This is a genomic window from Diaphorobacter ruginosibacter (genome assembly GCF_014395975.1).
GTDB classification, from domain to species: Bacteria; Pseudomonadota; Gammaproteobacteria; order Burkholderiales; family Burkholderiaceae_C; genus Diaphorobacter_A; species Diaphorobacter_A ruginosibacter.
Genome location: NZ_CP060714.1, coordinates 4,940,001 through 4,962,867 on the forward strand (window position 1 = coordinate 4,940,001; position 22,867 = coordinate 4,962,867).

The following is a 22,867-nucleotide window of genomic DNA, read 5'->3' on the forward strand; positions in this document are numbered from 1 at the left end:
AGCCTCGTAAGGGGTGACGGCGTACCTTTTGTATAATGGGTCAGCGACTTACATTCAGTGGCAAGCTTAACCGAATAGGGGAGGCGTAGAGAAATCGAGTCCGAATAGGGCGTCTTAGTCGCTGGGTGTAGACCCGAAACCAAGTGATCTATCCATGGCCAGGATGAAGGTGCCGTAACAGGTACTGGAGGTCCGAACCGACTAGTGTTGCAAAACTAGCGGATGAGCTGTGGATAGGGGTGAAAGGCTAAACAAACTTGGAAATAGCTGGTTCTCTCCGAAAACTATTTAGGTAGTGCCTCAAGTATTACCTGCGGGGGTAGAGCACTGTTTTGGCTAGGGGGTCATGGCGACTTACCAAACCAAGGCAAACTCCGAATACCGCAGAGTACAGCTTGGGAGACAGAGCACCGGGTGCTAACGTCCGGACTCAAGAGGGAAACAACCCAGACCGCCAGCTAAGGTCCCTAAAATTGGCTAAGTGGGAAACGAAGTGGGAAGGCTAAAACAGTCAGGATGTTGGCTTAGAAGCAGCCATCATTTAAAGAAAGCGTAATAGCTCACTGATCGAGTCGTCCTGCGCGGAAGATGTAACGGGGCTAAGCCAGTTACCGAAGCTGCGGATGTGCAATTTATTGCACGTGGTAGGAGAGCGTTCTGTAAGCCTGTGAAGGTGTCTGGAGACGGATGCTGGAGGTATCAGAAGTGCGAATGCTGACATGAGTAGCGTTAAAGCGGGTGAAAAGCCCGCTCGCCGTAAGCGCAAGGTTTCCTACGCAACGTTCATCGGCGTAGGGTGAGTCGGCCCCTAAGGCGAGGCAGAGATGCGTAGCTGATGGGAAACAGGTCAATATTCCTGTACCGATCAATAGTGCGATGTGGGGACGGAGAAGGTTAGCTCAGCCAACTGTTGGATATGTTGGTTCAAGCCTGTAGTCGTGCCCGGTAGGCAAATCCGCCGGGCTAAGATGAGGGGTGATAACGAGTCTGCTTGCAGACGAAGTGAGTGATACCCTGCTTCCAGGAAAAGCCACTAAGCTTCAGCTATTGACGACCGTACCGCAAACCGACACTGGTGCGCGAGATGAGTATTCTAAGGCGCTTGAGAGAACTCAGGAGAAGGAACTCGGCAAATTGATACCGTAACTTCGGGAGAAGGTATGCCCCAAGTAGGTGGACTCGTACAGAGCGAGCCCAAAGGGGTTGCAAAAAATCGGTGGCTGCGACTGTTTAATAAAAACACAGCACTCTGCAAACACGAAAGTGGACGTATAGGGTGTGACGCCTGCCCGGTGCTGGAAGATTAAATGATGGGGTGCAAGCTCTTGATTGAAGTCCCAGTAAACGGCGGCCGTAACTATAACGGTCCTAAGGTAGCGAAATTCCTTGTCGGGTAAGTTCCGACCTGCACGAATGGCGTAACGATGGCCACGCTGTCTCCTCCTGAGACTCAGCGAAGTTGAAATGTTTGTGATGATGCAATCTCCCCGCGGAAAGACGGAAAGACCCCATGAACCTTTACTGTAGCTTTGTATTGGACTTTGAACAGATCTGTGTAGGATAGGTGGGAGGCTTTGAAGTGAGGACGCTAGTTCTCATGGAGCCAACGTTGAAATACCACCCTGGTGTGTTTGAGGTTCTAACCTAGGTCCCTTATCGGGATCGGGGACAGTGCATGGTAGGCAGTTTGACTGGGGCGGTCTCCTCCCAAAGTGTAACGGAGGAGTTCGAAGGTACGCTAGTTACGGTCGGACATCGTGACGATAGTGCAATGGCATAAGCGTGCTTAACTGCGAGACTGACAAGTCGAGCAGATGCGAAAGCAGGACATAGTGATCCGGTGGTTCTGTATGGAAGGGCCATCGCTCAACGGATAAAAGGTACTCTGGGGATAACAGGCTGATACCGCCCAAGAGTTCATATCGACGGCGGTGTTTGGCACCTCGATGTCGGCTCATCTCATCCTGGGGCTGTAGTCGGTCCCAAGGGTATGGCTGTTCGCCATTTAAAGAGGTACGTGAGCTGGGTTTAAAACGTCGTGAGACAGTTTGGTCCCTATCTTCCGTGGGCGCTGCAGATTTGAGGAAGCCTGCTCCTAGTACGAGAGGACCGGAGTGGACACACCTCTGGTGTACCTGTTGTCACGCCAGTGGCATCGCAGGGTAGCTATGTGTGGAAGAGATAACCGCTGAAAGCATCTAAGCGGGAAACTCGTTTCAAGATGAGATCTGCCGGGGCCTCGAGCCCCCTGAAGGGTCGTTGTAGACCACGACGTTGATAGGCTGGGTGTGGAAGCGCAGTAATGCGTTAAGCTAACCAGTACTAATTGCCCGTGCGGCTTGACCCTATAACTTTGATATGTTCAAAGACTTGTAGTTATGCCAAGTACGCAATCAAATTAACCTCAATACGATTGAGCTGATTGAAGACTCTATGAATTCGCAACGCAGTTCACCAAATGAACTGCCAAGCACCCAGTTATGCCTGATGACCATAGCAAGTTGGTCCCACTCCTTCCCATCCCGAACAGGACAGTGAAACGACTTTGCGCCGATGATAGTGCGGGTTCCCGTGTGAAAGTAGGTCATCGTCAGGCTCTTACAGCCCAAACCGCCCTCCACTCGACAGAGTCGGAGGGCGTTTTGCTTTGGGGGCGCCACAATCGCACAGCACTCCATTGCAGGGGCATGAAAAGGGCTCCCTCTGCCCTGTAGAACATCTCCTCACCTGGCCACACCGCAGAGGCCGGGACTGACCGCAGGCACCTGACCTCCAGGCAGATCAAGGCCGTTCTACACAGCACACCCGCAACAACACAGCATCTCACAAAGCAAGGTCCCATAGAAACCCGCAATCTAGGTGCATACACCGCCATCAATAGCCCGAATTCTTCCGCCCGAAGAAATGCAGATGATGATCCCTTGAGCGCTATCGATCACATGGCTCGAGATCGTGAAACTCGCTCCGATGCCGTTGAGGGCACCCCAGCGGTTCACGGTCAGAACGGATGCATGGCTGCTGAAGTGCACCACGGTGCCACGGCCAGGCGTGAAGACCTGCAGCAACTCGTCGCTATCGTGGGTGATAGGGGCGCGCTCCTCGAAGGTTCCGTTGTTGTTGCGATCAAGGAAAACAATCCAGCCGCAACTCCAGTCGGAGGCAGCAATGCTGCTGCATGCCCCGTGGTCCAGGACGTTGTGCTTGCGGATCTTGATGTCCTCGCCCCTGCGTACCGCCTCGGAGCGCGCCAGGAGCAGGGCGCCCTTGAGTTCGGAAGCGCTTTGGTGAATGCGCAGGCGGCTGATCTGACTGCCGACCCCGGGTGTGGCAAGCGTGGCCAGGATGGCAAGCAGGGCGAGCACGCACAATAGCTCGACCAGGGTCAAGCCTCCGGCTGGTCTATGCCTGCTCGTGATGAGGCAGGGCGGGTCTTGGTGCATCCGTGTGACTGCTTCTGTGAGTGAGAAATCGCAGTTGTCGCAGAAAGCCAGGCGGCGGGGTTGATGCAGGTGGACAAGTCTCCGATCCACTGGAGGGTGCGCATTCATGAGTGCTGCTGAACAGCCTTGGGAAAAGCAAAAATTAGTGCTCGTTTTGCCAAAAGGGCATTCATTCGCAGGCTACAATGCGAGTCGCAGTAAGGCTGGTTCGACGAAACGGCAGGCAACTAAAAAATTTTTAGGGGTTTGTTGGTAGAGTTAAAAAAAATCCGCTATAATTGCAAGTTCTCCGGAGGGGTGCCCGAGTGGCTAAAGGGGGCAGACTGTAAATCTGTTGGCTTACGCCTACACTGGTTCGAATCCAGTCCCCTCCACCAAATTTGAGAGTCGAGGTCCTCGTTGGGGTGCGACGCTGGTTGAGAAGCCAAGCGGGAGTAGTTCAATGGTAGAACCTTAGCCTTCCAAGCTAATGACGCGGGTTCGATTCCCGTCTCCCGCTCCATGTTGGTTTGGAGAATGTTTGAGCGCAATGCGCTGTGAAGTTGCCCATGTGGCTCAGTGGTAGAGCACTCCCTTGGTAAGGGAGAGGTCGCGGGTCCGATTCCCGCCATGGGCACCACAAGTTTCAGGTGCGTCCGTTCGGGTAGCGCCTTTATTTTTGGGTGTAAGTTTTCGGAGTCAAGAAATGGCAAAGGAAAAATTCGAACGGACCAAGCCGCACGTGAACGTCGGTACCATCGGTCACGTTGACCACGGTAAGACTACGCTGACGGCTGCTATCGCTACCGTTCTGTCGAAGAAGTTTGGCGGCGAAGCCAAGGCCTACGACCAGATCGACGCGGCTCCGGAAGAAAAGGCCCGCGGCATTACCATCAACACCGCTCACGTCGAGTACGAAACGGCTAACCGCCACTACGCTCACGTGGACTGCCCTGGTCACGCCGACTATGTGAAGAACATGATCACTGGCGCTGCTCAGATGGACGGCGCCATCCTGGTGTGCTCCGCTGCTGACGGCCCGATGCCCCAGACCCGCGAGCACATCCTGCTGGCTCGTCAGGTGGGCGTGCCCTACATCATCGTGTTCCTGAACAAGTGCGACATGGTGGACGACGAAGAACTGCTCGAGCTGGTCGAGATGGAAGTTCGCGAACTCCTCGACAAGTACGATTTCCCTGGCGACGACACCCCGATCATCCGTGGTTCCGCCAAGCTGGCCCTGGAAGGCGACCAGTCCGACAAGGGTGAGCCCGCCATCATGCGCCTGGCTGAAGCCCTGGACACCTACATCCCCACGCCTGAGCGCGCTGTGGACGGTGCCTTCCTGATGCCCGTGGAAGACGTGTTCTCGATCTCCGGTCGTGGTACCGTGGTGACGGGTCGTGTCGAGCGCGGCATCATCAAGGTCGGCGAAGAAATCGAAATCGTCGGTATCCGTGACACCCAGAAGACCACGGTCACTGGCGTGGAAATGTTCCGCAAGCTGCTGGACCAGGGTCAAGCTGGCGACAACGTGGGTCTGCTGCTGCGCGGCACGAAGCGCGAAGACGTCGAGCGCGGCCAGGTGCTGTGCAAGCCCGGCTCGATCAAGCCGCACACGCATTTCACCGCTGAGGTGTATGTTCTGTCGAAGGACGAAGGCGGCCGCCACACTCCTTTCTTCAACAACTACCGCCCACAGTTCTATTTCCGTACGACTGACGTGACCGGCTCCATCGAGCTGCCCGCAGACAAGGAAATGGTGATGCCTGGTGACAACGTGTCCATCACCGTGAAGCTGATCGCCCCGATCGCCATGGAAGAAGGTCTGCGTTTCGCCATCCGCGAAGGCGGCCGTACCGTCGGCGCTGGCGTGGTTGCCAAGATCATTGCGTAATTCGTGAGATCGTAGGGGTATAGCTCAATTGGCAGAGCGTCGGTCTCCAAAACCGAAGGTTGTAGGTTCGATTCCTACTGCCCCTGCCACCTAAGGGTGGTGAACAACAAGCCCGCCAAGCCTTGGCGGGCTTCGGCGTCTTGTGCGACGCTGTGTTAAGTAAAGATTGCAGTCACATATGGCCACTTCTCAGGTTGAAACCGTTAGTACTGGAGCTGACAAGGCGAAGCTCGCGTTTGTCGCTGTACTGGTGCTGGCGGCTATCGCGGGTTTTTATCTGCTTGCCAAGCAAGGCCCGGTCGTTCAGTGGGCTGTTCTCCTGGTGGGGTTGGTGGCTGCGGCTGTCGTATTCCTCGTGTCCGAGCCTGGCCGCCAGTTCGTGGCCTTTGCGCGTGACGCCTGGAGGGAAGTCAACAAGGTCGTCTGGCCTACGCGCAAGGAAACCCTGCAGATGACGGGCTATGTGTTCGCCTTCGTGGTGATCATGGCTTTGTTCTTGTGGTTTACGGACAAAACCCTCGAGTGGGTTCTGTACGATCTGATTCTGGGCTGGAGGAAGTAACCGATGACTGATGACGCCATGGAAAATGCTGGCGCTGCATCCGCAGTTCCGGTCACTGTTTCTTCCGGTAATCCGGATCTGCGCTGGTATATCGTTCACGCCTACTCCGGCATGGAGAAGGCGGTCGAGCGCAACATTCTCGAGCGCATCGCGCGTGCGGGCATGCAGGACAAGTTTGGCCGCATTCTGGTTCCGACCGAAGAAGTGGTCGAGATGAAGAATGGCCAGCGCAAGACGACCGAGCGTCGTCTGTTCCCGGGCTACGTGTTCGTCGAAATGGAAATGGAAGACGACACCTGGCACCTGGTCAAGCACACCAGCAAGGTCACGGGCTTTGTGGGTGGTGCCAAGAACCGTCCTGCGCCGATCTCTGAAGAAGAAGTTCAGAAGATCGTGAGCCAGATGGAGCAGGGCACGGACAAGCCGCGCCACAAGATCGAGTTCACTGTGGGTGAGCTGATCCGCGTGAAGGAAGGCCCGTTCACGGACTTCAACGGCACGGTGGAAGAAGTCAACTACGAAAAGAACCGCCTGCGCGTGTCGGTGATGATTTTCGGACGCTCCACTCCGGTCGAACTGGAATTCGGTCAGGTCGAGAAGACCTGATCTGTCAAAGATCAGCGCGTCGGTGCGCTACAGCTCAGCACCGGCATCGCTTTGTTTTCGAGCTGCAACCCCGGGGAGCGGGCCTTGCATTCCAAGGTTCGCGTTATGACCCGTAAGGAATCTAGCCATGGCGAAAAAAATCGTCGGCTTTATCAAGCTGCAAGTTCCAGCTGGTAAGGCAAATCCATCTCCTCCAATTGGTCCGGCACTGGGTCAACGTGGTCTGAACATCATGGAGTTCTGCAAGGCATTCAATGCGCAGACTCAAGGTGTCGAGCCAGGTCTGCCACTGCCTGTGGTGATCACGGCCTTTGCTGACAAGAGCTTCACGTTCATCATCAAGACGCCTCCAGCGACCGTGCTGATCAAGAAGGCCATCAAGCTGGACAAGGGTTCTTCGAACGCCCTGTCCACGAAGGTCGGCAAGATCACCCGCGCTCAGCTGGAAGAAATCGCCAAGACCAAGCTGAAGGACATGAACGCAGCCAGCGTTGACGCTGCTGTGCGCACTCTGGCAGGTTCGGCCCGCTCCATGGGCGTGACGGTGGAGGGACTGTAATCATGGCAAAGTTGACCAAGAAGCAAAAAGCATTGGCCGGCAAGGTCGACAGCACCAAGCTGTACGCATTCGCCGACGCTGTGGCTATCGTGAAGGAAGCCGCTACCGCCAAGTTCGACGAGTCCATCGACGTTGCCGTGCAACTCGGCGTGGACGCGAAGAAGTCGGACCAAGTGGTTCGTGGCGCTGTCGTGCTGCCTCACGGCACCGGCAAGACCACCCGCGTGGCTGTGTTCGCCCAAGGCGCCAAGGCTGAAGAAGCCAAGGCCGCCGGCGCCGACATCGTCGGCATGGACGATCTGGCTGCCCAAGTCAAGGCTGGCGACATGCCTTTCGACGTGGTGATCGCTGCTCCCGACGCAATGCGCATCGTGGGTACCCTGGGTCAGATCCTGGGCCCGCGCGGCCTGATGCCTAACCCCAAGGTGGGCACGGTGACTCCTGATGTGGCCACGGCTGTGAAGAACGCCAAGGCTGGTCAGATCCAGTTCCGCGTCGACAAGGCCGGCATCATCCACGGCACGATCGGTCGTCGTTCGTTCGACAACGAGAAGCTGCAGGGTAACCTGGCTGCTCTGGTCGAAGCCCTGAACAAGGCCAAGCCAGCTACGAGCAAGGGCGTGTACCTGCGCAAGGTCGCTGTGTCCTCCACCATGGGCGTTGGCGTCCGCGTGGATACACAGACCATCGCAGCGTAATCGCTTCAAGAAATCTTCGGGTGCTCGCAAGAGTGCTCGATGTGGTGGGCTGGCACCGATCCGTCGGTGTCAGGTCATCCAAGACCGTTGGTGTGCAGGCAGGCTGCACTTAAATCACGATGATGCCAACGCAGATGGCGATCCCGCTGCAGATGGAACGAGAAATTTTTCCTCAACAGTTGGTCGCTGAAACCCAAGAGCGCGCACGGAGAACCTGTTCGAAGTGCGCATATGAAGGAGTAGACCTTGAGTCTTAATCGCAGTGAGAAAGAAGCGGTCATCAATGAAGTGACCAGCCTCGCCGCAAAAGCTCAAACGCTGGTGTTCGCGGAATACCGTGGCATCACGGTCGCCGACATGACCAAGCTGCGCGTTGAAGCCCGCAACCAAGGCGTCAGCCTGAGCGTTCTGAAGAACACTCTGGCACGTCGTGCGGTGGCTGGCGGCCAGTTTGACGTGGTGGCAGACCAGATGACCGGTCCGCTGATCTATGGCTTCTCCGAAGACGCTGTGGCCGCTGCCAAGGTGGTGGCCGATTTCGCGAAGACCAACGACAAGTTGGTGATTCGCGGTGGCGCTTTCGCAGGCAAGGCCCTGGACGTCAATGGCGTGAAGCAACTGGCAAGCATCCCTTCCAAGGAAGTGCTGCTGGCCCAACTGTGTGGCTTGCTCATGTCGCCTATCTCGCGTACAGCCGTTGTGCTGGGCGCTCTGGCGGCAAAGAAGGGCGAAGGCGAAGCTGCAGCTGCTTAAATTTGAAAAGCACGCAGTTATCCCCATATAAACCAATTGTTAGGAAATCAAAATGGCATTCGATAAAGACGCATTCTTGACCGCTCTGGACAGCATGACGGTTATGGAACTCAATGACCTGGTGAAGGCCATTGAAGAGAAGTTCGGCGTGTCCGCCGCTGCTATGGCTGCTCCCGCTGCTGGCGGCGCTGCTGGTGGCGCTGCTGCTGCTGAAGAAAAGACTGAGTTCAACCTGGTTCTGCTCGAAGCAGGCGCCAACAAGGTTGGCGTGATCAAGGCCGTGCGTGAAATCACCGGTCTGGGCCTGAAGGAAGCCAAGGACATGGTCGACGGCGCTCCCAAGACCCTGAAGGAAGCCATGCCCAAGGCTGACGCTGAAGCCGCTGCCAAGAAGCTGGTTGAAGCCGGTGCCAAGGCTGAACTGAAGTAATTCGCTCAGTTCTGAGGGCTGGAGGTTCCATTTGGGGCCTCCAGCCTTTGGTGCTTCTAGCGCGCGGCAATGTCCGTCAGCTGGAAGACGCCTTGTCTGACGACCTCGATGGTCGTTTTGTCGTCAGATCGAGGTGGTAATTTCGGGCCATTGTGTCCAGAGCGCACCAGAAAGCGGTTCCTGTTCCGGCAACCATTTTCTAGTGCCTTCTGATTCATCCGACAGCAGAAGGTGCCTTGGTTCGGGCGATGTGCAACGCATCGCCGTCCGCCATGGTTGGTAGTGGCCAACCGCCAAGCCTACAAGCGTGCCTTGTAGGGCAGTCGTCGAAGACCAGTTTCATGTCTTTGCCTGGAGATCTCATGGCCCAAACTTCCACGTACAGCTACACCGAGCGCAAGCGGATTCGCAAGAGCTTCGGCAGCCGTGACAGTGTGCTCAAAGTGCCTTATCTGTTGCAGATGCAGCGTGATGCCTACACCGCATTCCTGCAAGCTGGTACAGCCCCTCAAAAACGCAGCGATGATGGCCTGCAGGCCGCGTTCAACGCCGCATTCCCCATCGTTTCGCACAACGGCTTCGTCGAGATGAAGTTTGTCGAGTACAACCTCGCCAAGCCTGCTTTCGATGTGCGTGAGTGCCAGACCCGTGGATTGACCTTTGCATCGGCCGTGCGCGCCAAGGTGCAATTGATCATCTATGACCGCGAATCCTCCACCGCCGCTTCCAAGGTCGTCAAGGAAGTGAAGGAGCAGGAAGTCTACATGGGTGAAGTGCCGCTGATGACGGACAAGGGTTCGTTCATCATCAATGGTACCGAGCGCGTGATCGTGTCCCAGCTGCACCGTTCGCCAGGCGTGTTCTTCGAGCATGACAAGGGCAAGACGCACAGCTCGGGCAAGCTGCTGTTCTCGGCACGCATCATTCCCTACCGCGGCTCGTGGCTCGACTTCGAATTCGACCCGAAGGACATCCTGTACTTCCGCGTCGACCGTCGCCGCAAGATGCCCGTGACGATCCTGCTGAAGGCCATCGGCCTGAATCCGGAATCCATCCTCGCGAACTTCTTCGTGAACGATAACTTCCGCCTGATGGACAGCGGCGCACAGATGGAATTCGTGCCCGAGCGCCTGAAGGGTGAAGTGGCACGTTTCGACATCACCGACAAGTCCGGCAAGGTCGTCGTGGCCAAGGACAAGCGCATCACCGCACGCCACACGCGTGAGCTGGAGCAGTCCGGTACCACCCACGTGAGCGTGCCCGAGGACTTCCTCATCGGCCGCGTGGTGGCACGCAACATCGTCGACGGCGACACGGGTGAAATCATCGCCAAGGCCAACGACGAGCTGACCGAAGCGCTGCTCAAGAAGCTGCGCTCCGCCGGCGTGCGCGAAATCCAGTGCATCTACACGAACGAGCTGGACCAGGGCGCCTACATCTCGCAGACGCTGCGCATCGACGAAACCGTCGATGAGTTCGCCGCACGCGTGGCCATCTACCGCATGATGCGCCCCGGCGAGCCTCCAACGGAAGACGCCGTGCAGGCGCTGTTCCAGCGTCTGTTCTACAACCCGGACACGTACGACCTGTCGCGCGTGGGCCGCATGAAGTTCAACGCCAAGGTCGGCCGCGATGGCGCGACCGGCCCGATGGTGCTGGACAACGACGACATCCTCTCCGTGGTGAAGATCCTCGTGGACCTGCGCAACGGCAAGGGCGAAGTCGACGATATCGATCACCTGGGCAATCGCCGCGTGCGCTGCGTGGGCGAACTGGCGGAAAACCAGTACCGCACCGGCCTGGCACGTATCGAGAAGGCCGTGAAGGAACGTCTGGGTCAGGCGGAGCAAGAGCCACTGATGCCGCACGACCTGATCAACTCCAAGCCGATCTCCGCGGCGCTGAAGGAGTTCTTCGGTGCATCGCAGCTGTCGCAGTTCATGGACCAGACCAACCCCCTGGCCGAAATCACCCACAAGCGCCGTGTTTCGGCCCTTGGCCCGGGTGGTCTGACACGCGAGCGCGCAGGCTTTGAAGTGCGCGACGTGCACGTGACCCACTACGGCCGCGTCTGCCCTATCGAAACGCCTGAAGGCCCGAACATCGGTCTGATCAACTCGCTGGCCCTGTACGCCCGCCTGAACGAATACGGCTTCATCGAGACGCCGTATCGCCGCGTGGTGGACGGCAAGGTCACGATGGAAATCGACTACCTGTCGGCCATCGAGGAAGGCAAGTACATCATCGCCCAGGCCAATGCGACCCTGGACGAGGAAGGCCGCCTGACCGGTGACCTCGTGTCGGCCCGTGAAAAGGGTGAATCCACGCTGGTGTCGGCAGAGCGCGTGCAGTACATGGACGTGTCGCCTGCCCAGATCGTTTCCGTGGCTGCCTCGCTGGTTCCGTTCCTTGAGCACGATGACGCGAACCGCGCGCTGATGGGCGCCAACATGTCGCGTCAGGCCGTGCCTGTGCTGCGTCCCGAAAAGCCGATGGTCGGCACCGGGATCGAGCGCGTGGCCGCCGTGGACTCCGGCACCGTCGTGACCGCCATGCGCGGTGGCGTGGTCGACTATGTCGACGCGACCCGCATCGTGGTGCGTGTGAACGACGACGAAGCCGTTGCCGGCGAAGTCGGCGTGGACATCTACAACCTGATCAAGTACCAGCGCTCCAACCAGAACACCAACATCCACCAGCGTCCGATCGTCCAGAAGGGCGACAAGCTGGCCAAGGGCGACGTGGTGGCTGACGGTGCGTCGACCGACCTGGGCGAAATCGCCATCGGCCAGAACATGCTGATCGCGTTCATGCCCTGGAACGGCTACAACTACGAAGACTCGGTGATGATCAACGAGCGCATCGTGGCAGAAGACCGCTACACCTCGATCCACATCGAGGAACTGGTGGTGATGGCCCGCGACACGAAGCTCGGCCCTGAGGAAATCACGCGCGACATTCCGAACCTGTCGGAACAGCAGCTGAACCGCCTCGACGAGTCCGGCATCATCTACGTGGGTGCGGAAGTGCAGCCCGGCGACACGCTGGTCGGCAAGGTCACGCCCAAGGGCGAGACCACGCTCACGCCTGAAGAGAAGCTGCTGCGCGCCATCTTCGGCGAGAAGGCTTCGGACGTGAAGGACACCTCGCTGCGTGTGGATCAGGGCTCCTCGGGCACCGTGATCGACGTGCAGGTGTTCACCCGCGAAGGCATCCAGCGCGACAAGCGCGCCCAGCAGATCATCGACGATGAACTCAAGCGCTACCGCCTGGACCTGAACGACCAGCTGCGCATCGTGGAGGCCGACGCGTTCGACCGTATCGAGAAGCTGCTGATCGGCCAGGTGGCCAACGGCGGCCCGCAGAAGCTCGCCAAGGGCACGAAGATCGACAAGGCCTACCTCGACGGCGTGGACAAGTTCCACTGGTTCGACATCCGTCCTGCCGACGACAACGTCGCTACCCAGCTCGAGTCCATCAAGAACGCGCTGGAGCAGACGCGCCACGCGTTCGACCTGGCCTTCGAAGAGAAGCGCAAGAAGCTCACGCAGGGCGACGAGCTGCCGGCTGGCGTGCTGAAGATGGTCAAGGTGTACCTGGCCGTCAAGCGTCGCCTGCAGCCCGGTGACAAGATGGCCGGTCGTCACGGCAACAAGGGTGTGGTCTCCAAGATCACCCCGGTCGAGGACATGCCTTATCTGGCAGACGGCACCACCGCAGACATCGTGCTGAACCCGCTGGGCGTGCCATCGCGCATGAACATCGGCCAGGTGCTGGAAGTCCACCTGGGCTGGGCCGGCAAGGGCCTGGGCCAGCGCATCGACGCGATGCTGCGCGACCACGCACGTGCCGAAGAGATCCGTGCCCTGATGGAGCAGATCTACAACTCGAGCGGCCGCAAGGAAGAGCTGTCGCAGCTGTCTGACGACGAGATCATGAACATGGCCGGCAACCTGCGCAGCGGCGTGCCGTACGCATCGCCCGTGTTCGATGGCGCATCGGAAGCCGAGATCAAGGACATGCTCAAGCTGGCCTATCCGGACGATATCGCGAAGGCCAAGGGCCTGACCGAGACACGCACGCAGGCGTACCTGTATGACGGCCGTACCGGCGAGCGCTTCGAGCGCCCGACCACCATCGGCTACATGCACTACCTGAAGCTGCACCACCTGGTCGACGACAAGATGCACGCCCGCTCCACCGGTCCGTACTCGCTCGTGACGCAACAGCCGCTGGGCGGCAAGGCCCAGTTCGGTGGCCAGCGTTTCGGTGAAATGGAAGTGTGGGCGCTGGAAGCTTACGGCGCCGCCTACGTGCTGCAGGAAATGCTGACGGTGAAGTCCGACGACGTGGTGGGCCGTACCAAGGTGTACGAGAACATCGTCAAGGGCGAACACTCGATCGAAGCCGGCATGCCGGAATCGTTCAATGTGCTGGTCAAGGAAATCCGTTCCTTGGGCCTGGACATCGAACTGGAACGTTCTTAATTATTGAAAAGGGAAAGAGTCCATGAAATCGTTACTCGACCTGTTCAAGCAATTCACGCCTGATGAGCATTTCGATGCCATCAAGATCGGCATGGCTTCGCCCGAGAAGATCCGCTCGTGGTCTTTCGGCGAGGTGAAGAAGCCTGAGACGATCAACTACCGCACGTTCAAGCCCGAGCGTGACGGCCTGTTCTGCGCAAAGATCTTCGGCCCGATCAAGGACTACGAATGCCTTTGCGGCAAGTACAAGCGTCTGAAGCACCGCGGCGTGATCTGCGAGAAGTGCGGCGTTGAAGTCACGCAGACCAAGGTTCGCCGCGAGCGCATGGGTCACATCGACCTGGCCGCTCCCTGCGCGCACATCTGGTTCCTGAAGTCGCTGCCGTCGCGTCTGGGCCTGGTGCTCGACATGACGCTGCGCGACATCGAGCGCGTGCTGTACTTCGAAGCCTATGTGGTGACCGACCCCGGCATGACCCCGCTGAAGAAGTTCAGCATCATGTCCGAGGACGACTATGACGCCAAGCGCAAGGAATACGGCGATGAATTCATCGCCAAGATGGGCGCCGAAGGCATCAAGGACCTGCTGGAAAACATCGACATCGACCTCGAGATCGAGCGTCTGCGTGGCGATCTGACCGGCTCGGAAGTCAAGGTCAAGAAGAACGCCAAGCGCCTGAAGGTGCTCGAGGCGTTCAAGAAGTCGGGCATCAAGCCCGAGTGGATGGTGTTGGAAGTGCTGCCCGTGCTGCCACCGGACCTGCGTCCGCTGGTGCCACTGGACGGCGGCCGCTTCGCGACCTCCGACCTGAACGACCTGTACCGCCGCGTCATCAACCGCAACTCGCGTCTGCGCCGCCTGCTGGAGCTGAAGGCTCCGGAAATCATCGCGCGCAACGAAAAGCGCATGCTGCAGGAAGCGGTGGACTCGCTGCTGGACAACGGCCGTCGCGGCAAGGCGATGACCGGTGCGAACAAGCGTGCCCTCAAGTCGCTGGCCGACATGATCAAGGGCAAGAGCGGTCGTTTCCGTCAGAACCTGCTGGGCAAGCGCGTGGACTACTCCGGTCGTTCCGTGATTACCGTGGGTCCTTACCTCAAGCTGCACCAGTGCGGCCTGCCCAAGCTGATGGCTCTCGAGCTGTTCAAGCCATTCATCTTCTCGCGCCTCGAAGCGATGGGCATCGCCACGACCATCAAGGCTGCCAAGAAGGAAGTGGAAGCCGGCACGCCAGTGGTGTGGGACATCCTGGAAGAGGTCATCAAGGAGCACCCGGTCATGCTGAACCGTGCTCCTACGCTGCACCGCCTGGGTATTCAGGCCTTCGAGCCCATCCTCATCGAAGGCAAGGCGATCCAGCTGCACCCGCTGGTCTGCGCGGCGTTCAACGCCGACTTCGACGGTGACCAGATGGCCGTTCACGTGCCGCTGTCCGTGGAAGCGCAGCTCGAAGCCCGCACACTGATGCTGGCATCGAACAACGTGCTGTTCCCGGCTTCGGGCGAGCCTTCCATCGTTCCTTCCCAGGACGTGGTGCTGGGTCTTTATCACGCAACGCGTGACAAGATCAACGGCAAGGGCGAAGGCATGGTGTTCTCCGACGTGGGCGAAGTGCAGCGCGCACTCGACGCCAACGAGGTCGAGCTGGCCACACGCATCAGCGTGCGCCTGGTCGAGTGGACCAAGAACAAGGCGACAGGCGAGTTCGAGCCCGAAACCAAGCTGACGGAAACCACCGTCGGCCGTGCGCTGCTGTCCGAGATCCTGCCCAAGGGCCTGGCGTTCTCGAACCTGAACAAGGCGCTGAAGAAGAAGGAAATCTCCAAGCTGATCAACACCAGCTTCCGCAAGTGCGGCCTGAAGGAAACCGTGGTGTTCGCAGACAAGCTGCTGCAGAACGGCTTCCGCCTGGCCACGCGCGCCGGTATCTCCATCTGCGTGGACGACATGCTCGTGCCGCCGCAGAAGGCGGAGATCATCGGCCGCGCCGAGAAGGAAGTGAAGGAGATCGAGCAGCAGTACGTCTCCGGTCTCGTGACCACGGGCGAACGCTACAACAAGGTCGTGGACATCTGGGGCAAGGCCGGTGACGAAGTCTCCAAGGTCATGATGGCCCAGCTGGCCAAGCAGAAGACCATCGACCGCCACGGCAACGAAGTCGACCAGGAATCGTTCAACTCGATCTACATGATGGCCGACTCCGGCGCCCGCGGTTCCGCAGCGCAGATTCGCCAGCTCGCCGGCATGCGTGGCCTGATGGCCAAGCCTGACGGCTCGATCATCGAGACGCCTATTACCGCGAACTTCCGCGAAGGCCTGAACGTGTTGCAGTACTTCATCTCCACCCACGGTGCCCGTAAGGGTCTGGCGGATACGGCGTTGAAGACCGCGAACTCGGGTTACCTGACGCGTCGTCTGGTGGATGTGACGCAGGACCTCGTGGTGAATGAGCTGGACTGCGGCACCCACAATGGCTCGCTGATGCGCGCCATCGTCGAAGGCGGTGAAGTGATCGAGTCGCTGCGCGACCGTATCCTCGGCCGCGTGGCTGCAGAAGACATCCTGCACCCCGAGACCCGCGCCGTGCTGGCTCCCGCCGGCACGATGATGGACGAAGACACGATCGAGGAACTGGAAGCCCAGGGCGTGGACGAAGTGAAGGTGCGCACCGCCCTGACCTGCGAAACGCGCTACGGCCTGTGCGCCAAGTGCTACGGCCGCGACCTGGGCCGTGGCGGCCTGATCAACCTCGGCGAGGCCGTGGGTGTGATCGCCGCCCAGTCCATCGGTGAACCGGGTACCCAGCTGACCATGCGTACGTTCCACATCGGTGGTGCGGCTTCGCGTGCCGCCATCGCCTCGAGCGTGGAAGCCAAGTCGAACGGTTCGATCAGCTTCAACAGCACGATGCGCTACGTGACCAACACCAAGGGTGAACTGGTGGTGATTTCGCGTTCCGGCGAAATCGTCATCAGCGAAAACGGTCGCGAGCGTGAGCGTCACAAGGTGCCTTACGGCGCTACGCTGACGATCAAGGCCGATCAGACGATCAAGGCTGGCGCGATTCTCGCCAACTGGGATCCGCTGACTCGCCCGATCATCACCGAGTACGCCGGTCGTGTGAAGTTCGAGAACGTTGAGGAAGGCCTCACCGTCGCCAAGCAGGTCGATGAAGTGACCGGTCTGTCCACGCTCGTTGTGATCGATCCGAAGCGCCGCGGCTCCGCCAAGGTGGTGCGTCCGCAGGTCAAGCTGATCGACGCGAACGGTCAGGAAGTGAAGATCCCCGGCACCGATCATTCGGTGACGATCGGCTTCCAGATCGGCGCGCTGATCCAGGTGCGCGATGACCAGGACGTGGGCCCGGGCGAAGTGCTGGCGCGTATCCCGGTCGAAGGTCAGAAGACCCGCGACATTACCGGTGGTCTGCCACGTGTGGCCGAACTGTTCGAAGCGCGTTCGCCGAAGGACAAGGGCATGCTGGCCGAAATGACCGGCACGATCTCGTTCGGCAAGGAAACCAAGGGCAAGGTCCGCCTCCAGATCACCGATCCGGAAGGCAAGGTCTGGGACGAACTGGTTCCCAAGGAAAAGAACGTGCTGGTGCACGAAGGCCAGGTCGTGAACAAGGGCGAGCTGGTCGTCGACGGCCCGGCGGATCCGCAGGACATCCTGCGCCTGCTGGGTATCGAGGAACTGTCGCGCTACATCGTGGACGAAGTGCAGGACGTGTACCGCTTGCAGGGCGTGAAGATCAATGACAAGCACATTGAAGTGATCGTGCGTCAGATGCTGCGTCGTGTGGTGGTTGAGAACATCGGCGAGTCCACCTACATCTCGGGTGAACAAGTCGAACGTTCGGAAATCCTCAACACGAACGAAGCGCTGCAGAAGGAAGGCAAGATTCCTGCCACGTACTCCAACATCCTGTTGGGTATCACGAAGGCATCGCTGTCCACCGACTCGTTCATCTCGGCCGCGTCCTTCCAGGAAACGACCCGCGTGCTCACCGAGGCTGCCATCATGGGCAAGCGCGACGAGCTGCGTGGCCTGAAGGAAAACGTGATCGTGGGTCGTCTGATCCCGGCAGGTACGGGTCTGGCATACCACCAGGCACGCAAGGCCAAGGACGCCATGGACGAAGCCGAGCGCCGCGCCATCGCCGAATCGGAAGCCGCCGAAATGGCTGCCGTGGACAGCGCCGACGATGCGGTCGAGCCCGCCGCCCAGAACGAGGGCACGCAAGCTGCAGAGTGATTCCGCAGCGCCTGGCGTCCATCGTGACCACCGGGATTCATGCATGACCGCGTGAATCCTGGTTCGATCAACTCCCGCCCTGCTGTGCATGACCTGCACAAGCGGCGCGGGAGTTTCATTTTTTCAGGTGTGCGGCTTTCCGCATGCCGCTTTCGCAGGCGATACTGGATACTGCGAACTCTCATGTCTCACCAAACGGATCGCCACATATGTTCCTCACGGGCTGGCTCATCGTTCTGGCAGTGCTGCTGTTCTGGGCTGTCGGCGCCTACAACCGGCTGATGCGCCTGCGCTCGTCGGCGATCCAGGCGTTTGGCGCGCTCGATGCCGAACTGCTGCGCCGCACCGCGCTGCTTGCCGAATACGATGCCACGGTGACGGGGCCGCGCCTGCCGGAGGATGCGCAGATGCATGAGGCATTGAGGGCATCCGTCACCCAGTACGCTGCCTCGCTTGCCGTGATGCGTGCAAGGCCTCTGGATGCCAGCGCGGGCTCCGCGCTGGTGGCCGGCGGCAAGGTGCTCGATGCGGCCTGGCAGAAGCTGCTGGAGTCATCGCCCGAGCCCGCGCGTGAAGGCGAGGCCGTCGATGCCGTGCAGACCTTGAACTCGCTGATCCAGCGCAGCGAGCAGCAACGCTCGCAGATCGAAAACGCCACCGCGCAATTCAATGCCGCGGTGGACCATTACAACCAGGCCGTAGCCCAGTTTCCAGCCAACCTGCTGGCATGGGTCTTCGGCTTCAAGCAGGCGCAGACGCTTTGATCCGCGCTGCGCGCTCCTGATTGGCTTTCCGACCCATGTCGACACCGGCAAACATCCCCACCGTCTCCAACAAGCGTGCGCCCACGCGCGGCCAAGGAGCCGCCGCATCGCAGCCGCAGCAGGGCCTGGCGCTGTGGAAGCAGCTCGACGCAACCGCGCAATGCCTGCAGGCGGTGCGCGGCGGCCAGTCGGCCACGGCCGTCCTGGAGCAGGTGGAGCGCAGCCTGCGCCCCGGCGTGCAGGCCCTTCTGTTCCAGGCGCTGCGCCAACTGGGCCGCGCGGTTGCGTTGCGCAAGGCGCTCGCTCCGCGCAACCCGCCGCCGCGCGTGGACAACCTGCTGTGCACCGCGTTGGCGCTGGCCTGGCAAGAGGAGGGCGCGCCCTATCCTCCCTTCACGCTGGTCAGCCAGGCCGTCGAGGCTGCGAAGAACAATCCCGCCATGCGCGGGCAGTCGGGCTTCATCAATGCCTGCCTGCGCCGCTTTCTGCGCGAGCGCGATGCCCTGGTGGCATCCACGGACAAGGACCCGGTCGCCCAATGGAACCATCCGGAATGGTGGATTCGCCGGCTGCGGAAGGACTATCCCGACCACTGGCAGCAGATCCTGCAGGCCAACAATGCCCATGCACCGATGACGCTGCGCGTGAACCAGCAACATGGCACGGCGCAGGACTATCTGAAGCGCCTCGCCGATGAGGCTGAGCTGTCTGGCGTGTTGGTCGGCCCGGTCGGCATCGAGCTGTCGCAGCCTGCACCTGTCTCGCGTCTGCCGGGCTTCGAGGCGGGCGATGTGTCGGTGCAGGATGCCGCCGCGCAGATGGCGGCGCCATTGCTGCTCGAGGGCCTTGATACCGCGGCACCGCTGCAGATACTCGATGCCTGCGCGGCCCCTGGTGGCAAGACGGCACACCTGCTGGAGATGGCTGGGGCAGGCTCGCCCGTGCAGGTGACGGCGCTCGAGATGGACGGCGTGCGCGCGCGCCGCATCGGCGAGACGCTGGAGCGCCTGCACCTGAAAGCCGGCGTGATCGTCTGCGACGCGGCCCAGGTCGAGGACTGGTGGGCCCAGGCCAACGGCAAGGCGCCTTTCGATGCGATCCTGCTGGACGCGCCGTGCAGCGCGTCCGGCATTGTGCGACGCCACCCCGACGTGCGCTGGCTGCGCCGCGAGAGCGACCTGTCGCAGCTGGCACGGCTGCAGGAGCGGCTGCTGAATGCGCTGTGGCCGCTGCTCAAGCCCGGCGGCAGGCTGCTGTACTGCACCTGCTCGGTCTTCCGCGAGGAGGGCGAGAATCAGGTCAAAGCGTTTCTCTCACGCAACAATCGCGCACAATTACTCACCTCGCCCGGGCATTTAATGCCCGGCCATTCCGCAGGGGGCGACAAGCTCGGCCAGAATGCAACAGGTGACCATGACGGCTTTTACTACGCACTTCTGCAAAAGCTGGCTGCGTGAGCTGAAGCCACGCAGCAGAATGCTTGCATCATGCCTGCAGGTGCTACTGCTGGCTGCGACCTTGGCGTTCCTTGCACTTCCCGCATCGCATGCGCAGCAACACTCCAATCAGGCACCGGGCGAGATCAAGGATTTCCGGCTGACCGAGTCGTCCGAAGGCCTGCTGCTCACCACGACCATGCGCTTCGATCTGCCAGAACAGGTCGAAGATGCGCTCTACAAGGGCATCGCGATGTATTTCGTGGCCGAGGCGCAGGTGGTGCGTGAGCGCTGGTACTGGTCCGACAGGATGGTGGCGCAGGCCACGCGCCACATGCGCCTGAGCTATCAGCCGCTCACACGCCGCTGGCGACTGAGCCAGTCGTCCACTCCCTTTTCGGACAGCGGCCTGGGCGTTTCGCTGGGGCAGAACTTCGATGAGCTTGGCGACGCGCTGGCCGTCATGCAGCGCATCACGCGCTGGAGCGTTGCGCCCGCGGATGCGCTGGATGGCAGCGGACAGCAGATCCTCCATTTCCAGTTCCGCCTCGACATGTCGCAGCTGCCGCGGCCGCTGCAGCTGAGCACCGTCGGCCGTTCCGGCTGGAACCTGCTGCTCTCGCGCAGCGTGCGTTTGACGGGCAATACGGTGGAGAGCGAAAAATGAGCGTCGAGCAGCGGCCCGTGCCTGTCTCGGAGGCTGCACGCAAGCAGGCCACCCGCGCGCGCACGGTGCGCTATGCACTGGCCATCGGTGCGGCCGTGATGTGCGCGATTGCCGTGGTGCTGCTGTTCCTGCTGACGCTGGCCACCAACAACCGCGACCTCTACGAACGCAACTTTGCCTGGCTGATGGGCGTGAACGTGCTCGTCGCCGTGGTGCTGCTGGCCGTGCTGGTCTGGGGCGCCGCGCGGTTGGTCGTGCGCCTGAAGCGTGGCCGCTTCGGCAGCCGCCTGCTCATGAAGCTGGCCGGCATCTTTGCCGTCGTCGGGGTGATTCCGGGCCTGCTGATCTACGTGGTGTCCTATCAGTTCGTATCGCGCTCGATCGAGAGCTGGTTCGACGTGCGCGTGGAAGGCGCGCTGTCCGCGGGCGTGAGCCTCGCACGGACGTCGCTCGACACCATGGGCGCGGACATCGCATCGAAGACGCGCGAGGCCAGCAGCCAGCTCGCCCAGGTGCCCGACGCAGCAGCGGGTCTTGTGCTCGACCGTATCAAGGACCAGCTGGGCGCGACCGACATGGTGCTGTGGAACTCGTCCGGCCAGCCCATCGCCAGCGCAGGGCAGTCCCGCTACTCGCTCAACCCCGAGCGGCCCACGCAGCAGCAACTGCGCAATGTGCGACAGGATCGTGTGTCCTTTCAGATCGAGGGGCTGGACGATCTCGGCTCGGCGCAGGTCGAGGAGAACGTGCGCGTGAAGGCGCTCGTCGTGGTCAGCAGCCCCACGGTGGGCCTGCTCGTCGAGCCGCGCTTCCTGCAGTCGACCGTGTTGCTGCCGCCCGCGCTGGTCGCCAACGCGATCGCCGTGCAGGAGGCCAACCGCGAATACCAGGAGAGGGCGCTTGCGCGCGGCGGCCTGCGGCGCATGTACATCGGCACTCTCACCCTGAGTCTGTTTCTTGCCGTCTTCGGCGCAGTCCTGCTGGCCGTGCTGCTGGGCAACCAGTTGGTGCGGCCGTTGCTGCTGCTCGCCGATGGTGTGCGCGAGGTGGCTTCGGGCAATCTGAGCCCGAAGGCGGCGATGCAGAGCCATGACGAGCTCAGCGGGCTCACACGGTCCTTCGCCACCATGACCCAGCAGCTGGCCGACGCGCGAGCCGCCGTCGAGCGCAGCATGGGCGACGTCGACGCCGCGCGCGCCAACCTGCAGACCATCCTGGACAACCTGACCGCCGGCGTGATCGTGCTGGACGCCGAGGGCACCATCCTCTCCTCGAACCCTGGTGCCACGCGGATCCTGCGTGCACCCATGGCCGCCTTCGAAGGCCGACTGCTGGTTGACGTGCCGGGGCTCGCGGACTTCGGTGCCTCGGTGCAGCACCACTTCGACGAGTTCCACCGCGAACGCAGCCACCACGGCCTCGATCACTGGCAGCACCCGTTCGAGCTGGATGCGCCTCCCTCGGGCGTGGGCACGCAGGGCACCAGCCTGGTGGCACGCGGTGCCGAGCTGCCAGAGGGCACGCGTCTCCTGGTGTTCGATGACATCTCCGAGATCGTCTCCGCGCAGCGCGCCCAGGCCTGGGGCGAGGTCGCACGCCGTCTCGCGCATGAGATCAAGAATCCGCTCACTCCGATCCAGCTGTCTGCCGAGCGCCTCGAAATCAAGCTCGAAGGCAAGCTGCCGCCACCCGAACAGGCCGTGCTGACCAAGTCGGTCAAGACCATCGTGGAGCAGGTCGATGCCATGAAGCGCCTGGTCAACGAGTTCCGCGACTACGCACGACTGCCGGCCGCCGAGTTGCAGAGCCTTGACCTGAACGCACTCGTCAACGACGTGCTCCACCTGTACGGCGCCGAGAACGCGACCGTGTCGGTCGAGGCCGAACTCGATCCTCGCAACCCCCACATCAACGGCGATGCGCAGCAGCTGCGGCAGGTCATACATAATCTTTTACAAAATGCCCAGGATGCCACGCAACAGGCCGCGGAACAAAGCGGCGAGCCGCTCAGGCCGGTTCGCATCAGCACCGCGGTGAGTGCTTCATCCCAACGTGTGCGTCTGACTGTGTCAGACTCGGGGCCGGGCTTTCCTGCTCATATACTGCAGCGGGCGTTCGAGCCTTATGTAACGACGAAGCCGCGCGGCACGGGATTGGGGCTCGCGGTGGTGAAAAAAATAGCAGACGAACACGGTGCACGTGTCGATTTGGTCAATCGTGTGGAAAACGATGTGGTAAAGGGGGCGCAAGTGTCGCTATCATTCCCTTTCGACATCGCTTCAGCACTTTAACAACACGCGCATATCGTGCAATAAGGGCGTATCAAAACAA

At 60.6% G+C, this 22,867-nt stretch carries 14 protein-coding genes, 4 tRNA genes and 2 rRNA genes (1 of these 20 running past the window's edge); 19 read left to right on the forward strand and 1 reads right to left on the reverse strand.

Translation table 11 applies throughout. The annotated features are described in order from the left end of the window. A 23S ribosomal RNA gene (locus tag H9K76_RS22235) occupies positions 1-2,347 on the forward strand (it extends 532 nt beyond the left edge of the window). Positions 2,348-2,483: 136 nt separating this feature from the next. Next, positions 2,484-2,596: ribosomal RNA gene (gene rrf / locus H9K76_RS22240) — 5S ribosomal RNA — on the forward strand. A gap of 259 nt (positions 2,597-2,855) precedes the next feature. Here the strand turns inward: rrf and H9K76_RS22245 are convergent. Continuing rightward, on the reverse strand, positions 2,856-3,386 hold the full coding sequence (locus H9K76_RS22245; RefSeq protein ID WP_187597419.1) for a GspH/FimT family protein: 531 nt from the start codon (positions 3,384-3,386) through the stop codon (positions 2,856-2,858). A 345-nt stretch (positions 3,387-3,731) separates the two neighbouring features. Here H9K76_RS22245 and H9K76_RS22250 point away from each other — a divergent pair. The 17 genes from H9K76_RS22250 to H9K76_RS22330 all read left to right on the forward strand — a co-directional run bounded on the left by H9K76_RS22250 (position 3,732) and on the right by H9K76_RS22330 (position 22,827). Continuing rightward, a tRNA-Tyr gene (locus H9K76_RS22250) sits at positions 3,732-3,817 on the forward strand. A gap of 51 nt (positions 3,818-3,868) precedes the next feature. Further along, positions 3,869-3,942, forward strand: a tRNA-Gly gene (locus H9K76_RS22255). A gap of 42 nt (positions 3,943-3,984) precedes the next feature. Beyond that, positions 3,985-4,059: transfer RNA gene (locus H9K76_RS22260), tRNA-Thr, on the forward strand. Between the two features lie 66 nt (positions 4,060-4,125). Then, a complete protein-coding gene (tuf, locus tag H9K76_RS22265; RefSeq protein WP_187597420.1) occupies positions 4,126-5,316 on the forward strand; it encodes an elongation factor Tu in 1,191 nt (396 codons plus the stop codon). 13 nt (positions 5,317-5,329) lie between these two features. Then, positions 5,330-5,405: transfer RNA gene (locus H9K76_RS22270), tRNA-Trp, on the forward strand. An 89-nt stretch (positions 5,406-5,494) separates the two neighbouring features. After that, entirely contained in the window at positions 5,495-5,878 is a 384-nt protein-coding gene (gene secE, locus H9K76_RS22275) for a preprotein translocase subunit SecE (protein ID WP_187597421.1), read from the forward strand. Between the two features lie 18 nt (positions 5,879-5,896). Continuing rightward, positions 5,897-6,484, forward strand: coding sequence for a transcription termination/antitermination protein NusG (gene nusG, locus H9K76_RS22280; RefSeq protein WP_187600798.1), 588 nt, complete (start codon positions 5,897-5,899; stop codon positions 6,482-6,484). Positions 6,485-6,611: 127 nt separating this feature from the next. After that, entirely contained in the window at positions 6,612-7,043 is a 432-nt protein-coding gene (rplK, locus tag H9K76_RS22285) for a 50S ribosomal protein L11 (protein WP_187597422.1), read from the forward strand. Between the two features lie 2 nt (positions 7,044-7,045). Then, the gene (gene rplA / locus H9K76_RS22290) at positions 7,046-7,741 is read left to right on the forward strand and encodes a 50S ribosomal protein L1 (protein ID WP_187597423.1); all 696 of its coding nucleotides are present in this window, start codon (positions 7,046-7,048) and stop codon (positions 7,739-7,741) included. Positions 7,742-7,987: 246 nt separating this feature from the next. Then, entirely contained in the window at positions 7,988-8,494 is a 507-nt protein-coding gene (gene rplJ / locus H9K76_RS22295; RefSeq protein WP_187597424.1) for a 50S ribosomal protein L10, read from the forward strand. A gap of 52 nt (positions 8,495-8,546) precedes the next feature. Further along, entirely contained in the window at positions 8,547-8,924 is a 378-nt protein-coding gene (gene rplL, locus H9K76_RS22300) for a 50S ribosomal protein L7/L12 (RefSeq protein WP_187597425.1), read from the forward strand. Between the two features lie 362 nt (positions 8,925-9,286). Continuing rightward, the gene (rpoB, locus tag H9K76_RS22305) at positions 9,287-13,411 is read left to right on the forward strand and encodes a DNA-directed RNA polymerase subunit beta (protein WP_187597426.1); all 4,125 of its coding nucleotides are present in this window, start codon (positions 9,287-9,289) and stop codon (positions 13,409-13,411) included. Positions 13,412-13,433: 22 nt separating this feature from the next. Continuing rightward, positions 13,434-17,669, forward strand: coding sequence for a DNA-directed RNA polymerase subunit beta' (rpoC, locus tag H9K76_RS22310; protein WP_187597427.1), 4,236 nt, complete (start codon positions 13,434-13,436; stop codon positions 17,667-17,669). Positions 17,670-17,878: 209 nt separating this feature from the next. Then, positions 17,879-18,433: a LemA family protein gene (locus H9K76_RS22315; protein WP_187597428.1), complete on the forward strand. Its 555-nt coding sequence runs from the start codon at positions 17,879-17,881 to the stop codon at positions 18,431-18,433. Between the two features lie 35 nt (positions 18,434-18,468). Then, positions 18,469-19,890 (forward strand): 16S rRNA (cytosine(967)-C(5))-methyltransferase RsmB, encoded by a 1,422-nt coding sequence (gene rsmB, locus H9K76_RS22320; protein WP_187597429.1) that lies wholly within the window; start codon positions 18,469-18,471, stop codon positions 19,888-19,890. A 19-nt stretch (positions 19,891-19,909) separates the two neighbouring features. Continuing rightward, positions 19,910-20,536, forward strand: coding sequence for a DUF4390 domain-containing protein (locus H9K76_RS22325; protein ID WP_246475200.1), 627 nt, complete (start codon positions 19,910-19,912; stop codon positions 20,534-20,536). After that, entirely contained in the window at positions 20,533-22,827 is a 2,295-nt protein-coding gene (locus H9K76_RS22330; RefSeq protein WP_187597431.1) for a sensor histidine kinase, read from the forward strand. Before H9K76_RS22325 ends, H9K76_RS22330 begins: the two co-directional genes overlap by 4 nt. Positions 22,828-22,867: the final 40 nt, after the last annotated feature.

What these genes read in the sequence shown, in the direction of transcription:
- rpoC (WP_187597427.1), top strand. Translation starts at nt 13,434, where the DNA reads ATGAAATCGTTACTCGACCTGTTCAAGCAATTCACGCCTGATGAGCAT.
- H9K76_RS22330 (WP_187597431.1), top strand. Translation starts at nt 20,533, where the DNA reads ATGAGCGTCGAGCAGCGGCCCGTGCCTGTCTCGGAGGCTGCACGCAAG.
- rplK (WP_187597422.1), top strand. Translation starts at nt 6,612, where the DNA reads ATGGCGAAAAAAATCGTCGGCTTTATCAAGCTGCAAGTTCCAGCTGGT.
- H9K76_RS22325 (WP_246475200.1), top strand. Translation starts at nt 19,910, where the DNA reads ATGCTTGCATCATGCCTGCAGGTGCTACTGCTGGCTGCGACCTTGGCG.
- rplA (WP_187597423.1), top strand. Translation starts at nt 7,046, where the DNA reads ATGGCAAAGTTGACCAAGAAGCAAAAAGCATTGGCCGGCAAGGTCGAC.
- tuf (WP_187597420.1), top strand. Translation starts at nt 4,126, where the DNA reads ATGGCAAAGGAAAAATTCGAACGGACCAAGCCGCACGTGAACGTCGGT.
- rpoB (WP_187597426.1), top strand. Translation starts at nt 9,287, where the DNA reads ATGGCCCAAACTTCCACGTACAGCTACACCGAGCGCAAGCGGATTCGC.
- H9K76_RS22315 (WP_187597428.1), top strand. Translation starts at nt 17,879, where the DNA reads ATGTTCCTCACGGGCTGGCTCATCGTTCTGGCAGTGCTGCTGTTCTGG.
- rsmB (WP_187597429.1), top strand. Translation starts at nt 18,469, where the DNA reads ATGTCGACACCGGCAAACATCCCCACCGTCTCCAACAAGCGTGCGCCC.
- rplL (WP_187597425.1), top strand. Translation starts at nt 8,547, where the DNA reads ATGGCATTCGATAAAGACGCATTCTTGACCGCTCTGGACAGCATGACG.
- nusG (WP_187600798.1), top strand. Translation starts at nt 5,897, where the DNA reads ATGGAAAATGCTGGCGCTGCATCCGCAGTTCCGGTCACTGTTTCTTCC.
- secE (WP_187597421.1), top strand. Translation starts at nt 5,495, where the DNA reads ATGGCCACTTCTCAGGTTGAAACCGTTAGTACTGGAGCTGACAAGGCG.